Genomic DNA, 12,305 nt, shown 5'->3' with positions numbered 1-12,305 from the left:
CACGCCGCTCAATGCCAGTCCGCGTCCGGCTGCAGCTTCAGCCGGCGCGCCGCCCGCACCACGTCCTCCAGCTCCACCGGGTCGCTGAACGGGTCCTCGTCCAGCACCGTGACGCGGTTGAGCAGCCGCTGCCAACGGTGCAGCTCCTCGACCACCGGCGCGTAGGGCTCGCGCCGCAGGGTGCCGTCGGGCTGCTCGACCAGGTCGCACAGCCCGTTGTGCAGCCACTGGCCGTTGTGCCAGTCGGGCATGTCCACCGCCGGGAAGAGGCAGACGCCGTGCAGGTCGATGCCCTCGTCCACCGCGGCCAGCGACTCCTGCATCACGTCGCACAGCCAGTCCTTGCGGCCCTTGCCCAGGCCGCTGGTCTCGGAGATCACCATCGGCAGCCGGTAGCGCTCCCACACCGTGCGCAGCAGGCTGCACAGCGGCAGGATGCGGTCGTCGCCGGGTTCCAGCGCCTGGTGCGGGCCCTGCGCGCGGTACTCCATCTGGCCGAAGGAGTAGCAGTTGCAGCCCACGATGTCGAGCAGCTCCGGCGCGCCGCCCAGCTCCGGACGGCGCCGTCCGGACAGCACGTCCCAGGCGTGGCAGGCGTCCTCGTCCTCCTCCTGCCGCGCAGCCTCGGCCAGGTCCGGGCGGTCGCGAGGCGGCACCACGTGGATCAGCGGCTCCACGTGCAGCATGCGGGCCTCGGCGTCCACCTCACGGATCGCCTTCACGCCGGCGATGGCCGCCGCGCACAGCGCGTCGCGCAGCCGCATGCGCTGCTCGCGGCTATGGCCGAAGGGCGCCATCCATCCCCACTCGCCGCCGGCGAAGCTCCAGAAGGTGATCTCGTTGATGGGCGTGAAGCAGTGCGGCCCGCGCACGCGTGGCACCACGTAGGCCGCCGCGGCGCGGCAGTAGGCGGCGAAGCGCGGCGCGAAGTCCGGCGCGAAGGGGTCGGCACCGTCGGGGTAGCCGTAATGGCACAGGTCCCACACCGGCAGCAGCTGGGCGCGGTTGATGGCGTCGATGAGCGGGTCCAGGCACGAGAAGTCGTAGCGTCCGCCGCCCCGGTCCGCCAGCGGCCACGGGACGCCCTCGCGCGCCACGGCGATGCCCACGCTGCGCAGGAAGGCGTAGTCCGCCACCGCCTGGCGGTCGTGCTGCGTCTCGGCCACGAGGTTGCGGCGGCCCCGGTCCTTCCACTCGAAGGTGGAGCACTCGAAGCCGGAGAGGAAGAAGGTGGGAAAGATGCCGGCGCGCTGTGCCATGCCGCCTCCGCGAAGCTGTGCGTCGGCAGTGGGCGGCAAGGGGTGGTCCCGCGCCGGGGCGGGTCAGGCACCTGCGACAGGCGCGCTTCGGTCCGCCGCGCGCCGCCGCGCCGCGGCGCCCATCAGCGCCAGCCCGCCCAGCATCAGCGCCCACGCGCCGGGCTCGGGCACGGGGGTGGCAATGAAGGCTTGCAGGCCCGGCTCTCCGCGGAAGATGCCGTAGCCGACGATCTGGCCGCGCTCGTTGATGTCGGCGGCGCTTTGCAGGATCCAGTTCGCGGCATCGAGCGGACGAATCAGGCTGGTGAGGTTGTACGAGACGCCGTCGCGGTACAGCAGCGCGCTGCCGTGGAGGCTCGAGTAGTCGCCCACGCCCCAGCCCTGGTTGTTCAGGGCCAAAAGCCGCGTGGAGGGCTCCTGGCCCAGCTCGGGAATGGGGGTATATCTGCCGTCGGCGTATATGAACGAGCGCACGGTGCCATTGCGCATTGCAAGTTGCAGCATTTGGCCGGCGTTGTTGACGTCCAGGGCAAGGACGGAGAAGCCATCTTCTGTGGGGGGCTCCAGCAGTTTGAAACCCGATCCTTCGGATATGAAGGTCCACACGTTGGGGCCGTCCGGCGCATTGACGAAGGCTTCGCCCACGATCACGCCGGCGTCGTTGATGTCCTGGGCCCAGACGGTACCCGGGTTGGGCACCTGGAGATAGCGAGAGCGCGTGCCGTCATAAATGAAACCCTTTTGGCCCAGGCGGCCCACGACCTGTCCGGCCTCGTTGATGCCCAGGGCTTCGCCCCACTCGTCACGGTCCAGCGGCCTGCCCAGGTCTTTGAAGCGGCCCTTGTCCAGGACGTAGGGCACCCGCTGCTCGTTGTCCAGAAGCAGCTGACCGACGATCTGGCCGCGGTCGTTGATGTCGTCTCCGAGCAAGACGTGGCGCTGTCTTGAGTCACGGAGCAGTTGCATGTGGCCGTTGCGATAGACGAAGCCGGTCTGCTCGATGGCGCCGTCGACGAAGCCCGTGACCTCGCCGCGGTTGTTGAGCGCCATGGGCGTGACGTAAAGAAGGCTTCCCTGCAACCCATCCGGCAAGCCCAATCCCTCGACGCGGTAACGCAATTCGGCCTGCACCGCCGCGGGCCAAGGCAGCAATACCAGCGCAAGAACAGAAAGAACTGAAAACCGAGACATGCATATCTCCCGGAAAGATCAGGAGCCTAGTTTCAATAGATATATGCCCACCATCCCGCGAGCCCACTACCCCGAATTGGATCTCTTGGAACCTTTGTTTCAGCGATGAAATGGCAAAAATGTAAAGAGGCAATTCAATATTGCTGCACCGTGCCGTTTCACGCCCTTCATATTCGCTTCCTGTTTTGCAAAAAATACCGGCATGCGGGTATGTCCGCCATGCCGGTACGGGGCGATGCCGCCGATGCCAGGGTGCCGGGCCGGGGCATGGCGATTGCCTCGGTCGTCCATGGCTACCGACAACCAACCCAACCCGCCCGGAGACACCATCGACCTGGACGACGAGGCGGCCATGCGCCGCTGGATCGACTATTTCGGTGTCACCGTCACGCAACTGGAAGAAGCGGTGAAGGCCGCCGGCAACAACGCGCAGGACGTGAAGCAGCACCTGCTCAACCAGGGCAGCAGCGCCGGCGCGAGCTGAAACCGGCGCCGGCCATGCCGCTCGGCGCCGGGCTGTGGCGGGCGCTGACCGGCCTCGTGCTGGGCTGCGCCTGTGCTTGGACGCTGGCGGCGGCGCCGGCGGCTTCGGCTGCCGGCAGTACGGCCCCGGCGGTGGCTGCGGTCGCACCTGCCGGGCCGGTGGTCGTCGGCTCCAAGCGCTTCACCGAGAGCTACCTGCTGGGCGAGCTGGTCACGCAGGTCCTGCTGCGCGCCGGCATCGCCGCGCAGCACCGGCAGGGGCTGGGCAACACCGGCATCCTGGAGCAGGCGCTCGCCAGCGGCGCCATCGCGGTGTACCCGGAGTACACCGGCACCATCGCGCGCGAGCTGCTGCGGCGCGAAGGAGCCGATGCGCCGCGCACGCTGGAGCAGCTCAACGCGCTGCTGGCGCCGCGCGGGCTCAAGGCGGCCGTGCCGCTGGGCTTCAACAACACCTACGCGCTGGCGATGCGCGAGGACGAGGCCGCGCGGCTGGGCGTCGCTTCGCTGTCGGACCTGGCGCGGCTGCCGCGCGAGCGGCAACGCGCGCTGCGCCTGGGGCTCTCGCACGAGTTCCTGCAGCGCGCCGACGGCTGGCCGGGGCTGCGCCGCGCCTATGGCCTCGATGCCGAACCCGGTGCCGGCCTGGACCACGGCCTGGCCTACCAGGCGCTGGCGCAGGGGCAGGTGGACCTCGTCGACGTCTACACCACCGATGCGCAGATCGCCCGGCTGCGGCTGCGCGTGCTGCGCGACGACCGCAGCTTCTTCCCCCGCTACGACGCGGTGCTGCTGATGCGCGCGACGCTGGACGAAGCCCCGCTGCAGGCGGCGCTGGCCGGGCGCATCGACGAGGCGGCCATGATCGCGATGAACGCGCGGGCGGAGCTGGACGGGCGGCCTTTCGCCGAGGTGGCACGCGAGTTCCTGGACGCTCGGGCTGGCGGCGCGGGCGCTGCGGCCTCGGCGCCTGCGGCGCGCACCGCGCCGGGCTTCATGGAGCGGCTGCTGGCGCCGGACCTGGGCCCGCTCCTGGCGCAGCACCTGGCAATGGTGTTCGGCTCGCTGGCGCTGGCGGTGGCCGTGGGCGTGCCGCTGGGGGTGCTGGCGCACCGCTTCCGGCGCCTGGCCGGCGTGCTGCTGGGCGCGGTGGGCGTGCTGCAGACGGTGCCCTCGCTGGCGCTGCTGGCCTTCCTGATCGCGCTGTTAGGACGCATCGGCTTCGTGCCGGCGCTGCTGGCGCTGTTCGTCTATGCGCTGCTGCCCATCGTGCGCAACACCCACGCGGGGCTGGCGGGCGTACCGCCGGGGCTGCGCCTGGCCGGCGCGGCACTGGGCCTGCGCGGCGGGCAGGTGCTGCGCGCGGTGGAGCTGCCGCTGGCCGCGCCGGTGATGCTGGCGGGCATCAAGACGGCGGCGGTGATCAACGTGGGCACCGCCACCGTGGCGGCCTTCGTGGGCGCGGGCGGCCTGGGCGAGCGCATCGTCTCGGGCCTGGCGCTCAACGACCACACCCAGACCCTGGCCGGCGCCGTGCCCGCGGCGCTGCTGGCGCTGGTGGTGCAGGGAGCGTTCGAGGCGGTGGAGCGGAGGCTGAGGCGCGCGCCGGAATAAGCGCTCAATCCAGCTGCCGCGCCGCCAGGTCCTCTGCGTGGGCGATCTGCTGCTCCGCCTGGTGCAGCGCCTGGCAGATGCCTTCCAGCGCTCGGGCCGGCACGGCGTCGCGCGCCGCGTCGGCGCCCAGCACGGCCAGCTGCGCCTGCTCGCGCAGGTCGGCGATGCGCTTGAGCAGGCAGCGCACTTCGAAAGCCGAGAGGTGCGATGACGCGGCAGCGGACCGGCAAGGCTCGGCCAGCGCGTGGAGGGGTTCAGCCAGGGTGCTCATTGCAGCAGCAAGGAAACGGGAACGACCAGCGCAGATTACTGTGTTTCCATACATATTCCGGCCGCATGTGTTTTGTGCTGCCGGACCCCCGGATCGTCGTGGACGGCCCAAGTGCCGACAGCCTTCACTGCCTGAGATGGGGCCGCGGGGCGGCGGCACAAGCCGCCCCGCGGCGCGGGCGCGCGTCAGCGCCCGTAGAGCTGCTGCGGCAGCCACATGCCGATGCCCGGGAACAGGTACAGCAGCACGATGGCCACGACCTGGATGCCCATGAAGGGCATCATCCCAGCAAAGATCTGGTTCAGCGTCACGTGCCGCGGCGCCACGCCCTTGAGGTAAAAGGCGCTCATGGCCACCGGCGGGCTCAGGAAGGCGGTCTGCAGGTTCAGCGCCACCAGCAGGCCGAAGAACAGCGGATCGACGCCGAAGTTGTCCAGCAGCGGGATGAAGATGGGCATGAAGATCACGATGATCTCGGTCCACTCCAGCGGCCAGCCCAGGATGAAGATGATCACCTGGGACAGGAGCAGGAACTCCGTGCGGCTGAGGTTCATGCCCAGCACCCACTGCTCCACCAGCTCCTGCCCGCCCAGCAGCGCGAAGGCGGCGGAGAAGATCGCCGAGCCCACGAACAGCCAGCACACCATGGCGCTGGTCTTGGCGGTGAGGAACACCGACTCCTTGACCACGTCCAGGTTCAGCCGCCCGTAGGCCGCCGCCAGCAGCGCGCCGCCCAGCGCCCCCACCGCCGCCGCCTCGGTGGGCGTGGCCAGGCCGAAGACGATGGAGCCCAGCACCGCCAGGATCAGGATCAGCAGCGGGAAGAAGCTGGCCAGCAGCATCTTGAAGATTTCCAGCCGCGCGAAGTTCAGCCGCGCGTAGTACAGCGCCAGCGCCGCGGCGCCCACGGCCAGCGCGATCCAGAAGCTCTGCGGCGCGGGACGCGACGCGGCAGCCTCGCGCTCGGCCGCCGGGGCCGAGGCGCTGCCCGCGTCGCCCGGCGGCACCACGGCCGCGGCGCCGGGCGGCTCCTGCACCCCGCCGGCGCCCGGCGGTTCGGCCAGGCCGGCGGAACCCGGGGGCTCCTGCAGGCCACCGCCCGAGGGCGGCTCGCGCAGGCCGTCACCGTCGGCCGGCGGCTCCTGCAGGCCACCGTCGGCGGGCGGCTCGGCCAGGCCACCGCTGCTGCTCTCCTCGGACGGGGAGCCGGCGCCGATCTCCTGCAGCCCCGAGGACTCTTCCAGGGCCAGGGGCCGCGTCACCATCTCGTAGCTCAGCAGCGCCGCCGCCGCGAACACCAGCGCCGGCAGGAACATCACCACGCTCTGGCGCGCCAGGTAGCCCATGGGCACGCCGTGGTTGCGCTGCCCCTTCACCGCCGCCATCAGCCCCGTCACCGCGTGGCGTTGCGGCGCCGCGCCCACCTGCACCAGCGGCACGGGCAGCGCCACCGCGCGCTCCTCGGCGCTGAGCGGCGGCGCCATCGCGGGCCGGAGCTTGGCCACCAAGACGGTGTAGAGGACGTACAGGCCCGCAAGCATCAGCCCGGGGAAGAAGGCGCCGGCGTAGAGCTGCACCACCGACACGCCGGCCGTGGCGCCATAGACGATCAGCAGCACCGAGGGCGGAATCAGGATGCCCAGGCAACCACCGGCAGTGATGGCGCCGGCGGACAGCGACACCGAGTAGCCCGCGCGCAGCATCGCCGGCAACGCCAGCAGCCCCATGAGCGTGACCACCGCGCCGACGATGCCGGTGGCGGTGGCGAAGAGCGTGCAGGTCACCAGCGTGGCCACCGCCAGCGAGCCCGGCAGCCGCGCCAGCGCCAGGTGCAGGCTCTTGAACAGCTTCTCGATCAGGTTCGCGCGCTCGACCAGGTAGCCCATGAACACGAACAGCGGGATCGAGATGAGCACGTCGTTGGCCATCACCTTGTAGGCCGACTGCACCATCAGGTCCAGCGTGCGCGTCGTGTCGCGCTCATAGGCCAGCCAGGTGAAGAGCATGCCCATGCCCATGAGCGTGAAGGCGGTGGGAAAGCCCAGCATGATCGCCACCACCACCAGCGACAGCATCAGCAGCCCGATGTGGCCGGGGGTGACGCGCTCCGCCCCCACCAGCATGGCCACGGCCCCGGCGATGATGAGCGCCATCAGGCTGAAGCCGAACCACAGTTCCTTGCGCAGCTTCATCACGCGCCCTCCTGGCGTTGCGCCGGCGGCAGCGGCCGGTCGAGCGCGTCGATGTCGGTGTCCTTGACCTGGACCATCTCCTTGAGCTTGTCCACGTCCACTTCCTCCACGTCCTCGTCGCGCGAGGGCCACTGGCCCTCGCGCAGGCAGATGACGCAGCGCACGATCTCCACCAGCCCCTGCAGCAGCAGGATCGCCCCGGACAGCGGGATGATGAACTTGAAGGGGTACAGCGGCAGCGCGTCGGCGGAGAAGGTCTGCTCGCGGATGGCCAGCGACTCCTGCGCGAAGTGCCAGCCGGCCCAGGTCAGCGCGACGATCCCGGGCAGGAAGAAGATCACGTACAGCACCAGGTCGATGGCCGCCTGCGTGCGCGGCTTGAAGAACCCGTAGAGCACGTCGCCGCGCACGTGGCCGTTCTTGGACAGCGTGTAGGCCCCGGCGGTCATGAACAGCGTGCCGTAGAGCATGATCTGCGCATCCAGCACCCAGGCATGGGGCTTGTTGAGCGCGTAACGGCTGAACACCTCCCAGCTGATGAGCAGCGTGAGCCCCACCGCCGTCCAGGCGAACGTCTTGCCGATGAAGGTGGAAAAGCGGTCCACCGCCAGCAGCGCCTTCTGCATGCGAACTCCCAACGCGCGCGATGCGTGCGAATAAGCGGACAAGGAAAAGGCGCCCCCGGGGCGCCCTTTCCTGGGAACTTCCTCAGCCGGTTCAGCCCTTCTTGGGCTGCTGGCCGGCGCCGCGGCTGAAGTAGTGGTTGTAGGCCATCTTGAAGTCCACCAGGTAGTCGCTCTGCCACTGGCCCGCGCGCTGTGCGAAGGCGCGCTGCGAGTCGAGCACGCGCTTGAACATCGGGTTCTCGGCGGCCTTCTTCTCGATCACCTTGTCCCAGGCGGCGAGCTGCGCACGCAGGATGGCGTCGGGCGTCTTGTAGAACTTCACGCCGGCCTTCTTGAGCTCCTCGTAGTCGCGCGAGTTGCGCTCGATGGCCTTCCAGCTCATGTCGGCGCTGGCGGCCTGCACCGCGTAGTCGATGATGGCCTTGAGCTCCGTCGGCAGCGCCTTGTACTTGGCGCCGTTGAACAGGATCTCGAACTGCTCGCCGCTCTGGTGGAAGCTCTGCAGCATGCAGTTCTTGGCCACGTCGGGGAAGCCCAGCACGCGGTCGGAGGAGGCGTTGTTGAACTCCGCCGCGTCGATGAGCCCGCGGTCCAGCGCCGGCACGATCTCGCCGCCGGGCAGCGGGTTGACGGCCGTGCCCAGCTCCGTGAACACGTCCACCGCCAGGCCCACGGTGCGGAACTTCAGGCCCTTCATGTCCTCGACCTTGGCCACGGGCTTCTTGAACCAGCCCAGCGGTTGCGTGGGCATCGGGCCGTACATGAACGACACCACGTCCAGGTTCAGGCTCTTGTAGATCTCCTCCACCAGCGCCTTGCCGCCGCCGTAGTAGTGCCAGGCCAGCACCATGTTCGGATCCATGCCGAAGGCCGGGCCCGAGCCCCACAGCGCCAGCGCGGAGTTCTTGCCGTACCAGTAGGCGATGACGCCGTGGCCGCCGTCGAGCGTGCCCTTGCTCACCGCGTCGAGCATCTGGAACGCCGGCACCACCGAGCCCGCGGGCAGCACCTCGATCTTGAGCCGCCCGCCGGCCATGTCGTTGACCTTCTTGGCGAAGTCCTGCGCGTACTCGTGAAAGATGTCCTTGGCCGGCCACGTGCTCTGGAAGCGCAGCGTGGTGGTCTGCGCCCGCGACACCGCCGGTGCCGCCAACGCCCCCGTCCCCACCGAGGTGGCAACGGCTTTCTTCAGGAAACCGCGGCGCGGGGCCGCCTGCTTCGGTTGCTGGCTCATGGGGCTGTCTCCTTTGTGATGGAAATGCGCAAAGCGCTGACCAGAAAAAGCTGCTGCACTATCAAAGTTGTCATACCACTGCTGCAACTGGTGCAAGCCCGGGTGTTAAAAGTGGCAAACAAGGCTTGCCAAACGGCGCCAAATCGGCAAGGCCGGGTTCAGTCCGGCACGACGGCCGTGGCCTCGATCTCCACCTTGGCGCGGTCCTCGATCAGCGCCACCACCTGCACCGCCGTCATCGCGATGTCGTAGTGGCCGATGAGCTCGCGGAAGGCCCGGCCCACGGTGGGCAGCGCGGCGAGGTACTCGCGCTTGTCGGTGACGTACCAGGTCAGGCGCACGAGGTGCGCCGGCGTCGCGCCGCCGGCCTGCAGCACGGCCACGATGTTCTGCAGCGCCTGCACCGCCTGGGCCGCGAAGTCGTCGCTCGTGAAGCGCTGCTGCGCGTCCCAGCCGACCATGCCGGCCACGAACAGCTGCCGTCCGCTCGCGGCCACGCCGTTGGCATAGCCGCGGGGACGTGGCCAGCCGGGGGGAAGGATTGCAGGCATCTGGAAGCTCCCGGAGGGTTGTCATTCGAAAAGGCACGTCACGTCAGCGAAATCCGGCGCTGGGCCTACTCCACCTTCAGCCTGAAGCGCTGCAGCTTGCCCGTGGCCGTGCGCGGCAGCGCTTCGAGGAAGGCAATGGCGCGCGGGTACTTGTAGGGCGCGATGGCGCGCTTCACGAAGTCCTGCAGCGCGCGCACCATCGCCGCGTCGCCCTGGTGCCCCGGACGCAGCACCACGAAGGCCTTGACGAGCTGTCCGCGCTCGGTATCGGGCACGCCCACCACGCCGCACTCGGCCACGGCCGGGTGCTGCAGCAGCGCCTCCTCCACCTCCGGCGCGGCGATGTTGTAGCCGGCGCTGACGATCAGGTCGTCGGTGCGCGCGTGGAAGCGGAAGTAGCCGTCCGCATCCATCGAGTAGGCGTCGCCGGTGTAGTTCCAGCCCTGGCGCACGTAGCCGGCCTGGCGCTCGTCGGCGAGATATCGGCAGCCCGTGGGCCCTTTCACGCGCAGGCGGCCAATGCTGCCCGGCGGCAGCGGGTGGTCCTCGTCGTCCACCACCTCGGCCCGGTAGCCCGGCACCACGGTACCGGTGGCACCGGGCCGGGCATGCGCTTCGTCGGCAGAGATGAAGATGTGCAGCAGCTCCGTGGTGCCGATGCCGTCGATGATCTCCAGCCCGGTGGCTTCGCGCCACTGCTCGCGCGTGGACGCCGGCAGCGCCTCGCCGGCCGAGACGCACTTGCGCAGCGCCGATCCGTGCAGCGCCGCGCCGTGGGCCACCATGGCGCGGTAGGACGTGGGCGCGGTGAACAGCACCGTGGCCTTGAAGTCGCGGATGCCTTCGAGCAGTTGCGTGGGCGCGGCCTTCTCCAGCAGCACGGTGCTGGCGCCGATGGACAGCGGGAACAGCAGCAGCCCGCCCAGGCCGAAGGTGAAGGCCAGCGGCGGGCTGCCGATGAAGACGTCGTCCGGTTGCGCTCGCAACAGGTGCGCCGGCCAGCAGCGGCACACCGCCAGCACGTCGCGATGGAAGTGCATGGTGGCCTTGGGCACACCGGTGGTGCCGGAGGTGAAGGCCAGCATGCAGGTGTCGTCCGCGGCGGTGTCCACGTTGGCAAAGCGCGCGGACTGCTGCTGCATCGCGTGCTCCAGCCCCTGCGGGCCATGGCCGTTGAAGTAGCAGCGGTGGTGCAGCTGCGGACAGGCCTGCGCCGCGGCCTCCAGCTCCTGGGCCAGGGAGCGGTCGCACAGCGCGTGGCTGCACTGCGCGATGTCGAGCACGGCCTTGAGCTCCTTGGCGCGCAGCAGCGGCATGGTGGTGACCGCGATGCCGCCGGCCTTGATCACCGCGAACCAGCAGGCGGCCAGCATGGGATTGTTGGGCGCGCGCAGCAGCACGCGGTTGCCCGGCACCAGCCCCAGCTCGCGCACCAGCACGTGGGCGATGCGGTTGGCCTGCTCCTGCAGGTCGCGGTAGGTCCAGATCAGCCCGGGCGCGCGGATGCACACGCGCTCGCCGCGGCCTTCGGCCACGTGGCGGTCCAGCAGCTCCCAGGCGCAGTTGAGTTGCGCCGGAAACTGCAGCTCCGGCAGCTCGAACACGAACTCTGGCATGAGCGCGGGCGGCGGCAGGCGGTCGCGGGCGAAGGTGTCGACGTGGGCACTGGGCATGGATGAGCTCCCGTCAATGGCTTGAAGCTGGCGGCTTGGCGGCCGTTTCCTCGCGCAGCAGCTCGCGCGCGATGATCAGTTGCTGCACCTCCGAGGCACCCTCGTAGATGCGCAGCGCGCGGATCTCGCGGTAGAGCCGCTCCACCGTCACGCCGCTGGCCACGCCCTGGCCGCCCCAGAGCTGCACCGCCGCGTCGATGACCTGCTGCGCGCCCTCGGTGGCCGCGAGCTTGGCCATCGCCGCCTCGCGCGTGACGCCGCGGCCCTGGTCGCGCTGCCAGGCGGCGCGGTAGGTCAGCAGCGCGGCGCTGTCGATGGTGGTGGCCATCAACGCCAGCTTGGACTGCGTGAGCTGCAGGTCGGCCAGCACGCCGCCGAAGACCTTGCGCACGGTCGTGCGGCGCAGCGCCTCCTCCAGCGCCCGGCGCGCGAAGCCCAGCGCCGCGGCGGCCACCGAGGTGCGGAACACGTCCAGCGTGCGCATCGCCAGCTTGAAACCCTCGCCCGGCGCCCCCAGGCGCTGCGATGCCGGCACGCGGCAGCCCTCGAAGCGCAGCCGCGCCAGCGGGTGCGGCGCGATGACCTCGATGCGCTCGGCGATGTGAAAGCCCGGCGTGCCGGCCTCGACGATGAAGGCGGAGATGCCGCGCGCGCCCGGCGCCTCGCCGCTGCGCGCGAACACCACGTAGAAGTCGGCGATGCCGCCGTTGGAGATCCAGGTCTTCTCGCCGTCGAGCACGTACTCGTCGCCCTCGGCACGCGCCGCGCAGCTCATGGCCGCCACGTCCGAGCCGGCCTCGGGCTCCGACAGCGCGAAGGCGGCGATGGCGCGGCCCGCCACGACTTCCGGCAGCCAGCGCGCCTTCTGCGCCTCGGTGCCCGCCAGCGTGATGGCGCCCGAGCCCAGGCCCTGCATGGCGAAGGCGAAGTCGGCCAGGCCGTGGTGGCGCGCCAGCGTCTCGCGCAGCAGGCACAGCGCGCGCGTGTCGATCACGTCGCGCGCGCCGCCCCAGGCGCGCCCGCCCACGGCATGGGCCAGCCAGCCGGCCTCGCCCAGTGCACGCACCAGCGCGCGGCATTGGGCGTCCACGTCGCCCTCGTGGCCCCGCGGCAGCTGCTGCACGCACCAGGCGTCCAGCTCGCGCGCGAGCGTGCGGTGGTGCGGCTCGAAGAAGGGCCAGTCCAGGTGCTGCGCGTGGTCCATGGCTTGC

General features: G+C 70.2%; 12 protein-coding genes. 2 read left to right on the top strand and 10 right to left on the bottom strand.

Annotated elements, in window-relative coordinates; genetic code table 11:
• Nucleotides 1–8 precede the first annotated feature (8 nt).
• The 3 genes from H537_RS0124990 to H537_RS54590 form a co-directional block, all read right to left on the bottom strand.
• Entirely contained in the window at nucleotides 9–1,259 is a 1,251-nt protein-coding gene (locus H537_RS0124990; protein ID WP_029000031.1) for a glycoside hydrolase family 1 protein, read from the bottom strand.
• 63 nt (nucleotides 1,260–1,322) lie between these two features.
• Entirely contained in the window at nucleotides 1,323–2,450 is a 1,128-nt protein-coding gene (locus H537_RS0124985; RefSeq protein ID WP_238446786.1) for a PEP-CTERM sorting domain-containing protein, read from the bottom strand.
• A gap of 99 nt (nucleotides 2,451–2,549) precedes the next feature.
• Nucleotides 2,550–2,741 carry a hypothetical protein gene (locus H537_RS54590; RefSeq protein ID WP_169517089.1) on the bottom strand — a complete coding sequence of 64 codons (192 nt, stop codon included), beginning with the start codon at nucleotides 2,739–2,741 and terminating at the stop codon, nucleotides 2,550–2,552.
• Here H537_RS54590 and H537_RS0124980 point away from each other — a divergent pair.
• Together H537_RS0124980 and H537_RS0124975 are read left to right on the top strand one after the other, a co-directional pair.
• Nucleotides 2,740–2,934, top strand: coding sequence for a DUF3606 domain-containing protein (locus H537_RS0124980; protein WP_029000029.1), 195 nt, complete (start codon nucleotides 2,740–2,742; stop codon nucleotides 2,932–2,934). The genes H537_RS54590 and H537_RS0124980 overlap by 2 nt on opposite strands.
• Before the next feature lie 14 nt (nucleotides 2,935–2,948).
• Complete coding sequence (locus H537_RS0124975) at nucleotides 2,949–4,547, top strand: glycine betaine ABC transporter substrate-binding protein (protein WP_084150930.1); 1,599 nt, start codon at nucleotides 2,949–2,951, stop codon at nucleotides 4,545–4,547.
• A gap of 4 nt (nucleotides 4,548–4,551) precedes the next feature.
• Here the strand turns inward: H537_RS0124975 and H537_RS0124970 are convergent, their stop codons facing one another.
• The 7 genes from H537_RS0124970 to H537_RS0124940 all read right to left on the bottom strand — a co-directional run bounded on the left by H537_RS0124970 (nucleotide 4,552) and on the right by H537_RS0124940 (nucleotide 12,298).
• Nucleotides 4,552–4,818, bottom strand: a complete 267-nt coding sequence (locus tag H537_RS0124970; protein ID WP_029000027.1) for a hypothetical protein — start codon at nucleotides 4,816–4,818, stop codon at nucleotides 4,552–4,554.
• Between the two features lie 185 nt (nucleotides 4,819–5,003).
• Nucleotides 5,004–7,010 (bottom strand): TRAP transporter large permease, encoded by a 2,007-nt coding sequence (locus H537_RS0124965; protein ID WP_029000026.1) that lies wholly within the window; start codon nucleotides 7,008–7,010, stop codon nucleotides 5,004–5,006.
• Nucleotides 7,010–7,636, bottom strand: coding sequence for a TRAP transporter small permease subunit (locus H537_RS0124960; protein WP_029000025.1), 627 nt, complete (start codon nucleotides 7,634–7,636; stop codon nucleotides 7,010–7,012). The genes H537_RS0124965 and H537_RS0124960 overlap by 1 nt, the downstream gene beginning before the upstream one ends.
• A gap of 91 nt (nucleotides 7,637–7,727) precedes the next feature.
• Nucleotides 7,728–8,870 carry a TRAP transporter substrate-binding protein gene (locus H537_RS0124955; RefSeq protein WP_029000024.1) on the bottom strand — a complete coding sequence of 381 codons (1,143 nt, stop codon included), beginning with the start codon at nucleotides 8,868–8,870 and terminating at the stop codon, nucleotides 7,728–7,730.
• 158 nt (nucleotides 8,871–9,028) lie between these two features.
• Entirely contained in the window at nucleotides 9,029–9,421 is a 393-nt protein-coding gene (locus H537_RS0124950; protein ID WP_029000023.1) for a RidA family protein, read from the bottom strand.
• Between the two features lie 65 nt (nucleotides 9,422–9,486).
• Complete coding sequence (locus H537_RS0124945) at nucleotides 9,487–11,094, bottom strand: AMP-binding protein (protein WP_029000022.1); 1,608 nt, start codon at nucleotides 11,092–11,094, stop codon at nucleotides 9,487–9,489.
• A gap of 13 nt (nucleotides 11,095–11,107) precedes the next feature.
• Nucleotides 11,108–12,298 carry an acyl-CoA dehydrogenase family protein gene (locus tag H537_RS0124940; protein WP_029000021.1) on the bottom strand — a complete coding sequence of 397 codons (1,191 nt, stop codon included), beginning with the start codon at nucleotides 12,296–12,298 and terminating at the stop codon, nucleotides 11,108–11,110.
• Nucleotides 12,299–12,305 lie beyond the last annotated feature (7 nt).

This window comes from Azohydromonas australica DSM 1124, from assembly GCF_000430725.1.
Lineage (GTDB): Bacteria > Pseudomonadota > Gammaproteobacteria > Burkholderiales > Burkholderiaceae_C > Azohydromonas > Azohydromonas australica.
The sequence above is the reverse complement of the archived record's forward strand: the minus strand, read 5'-3'. Positions and strand labels throughout refer to the sequence as shown.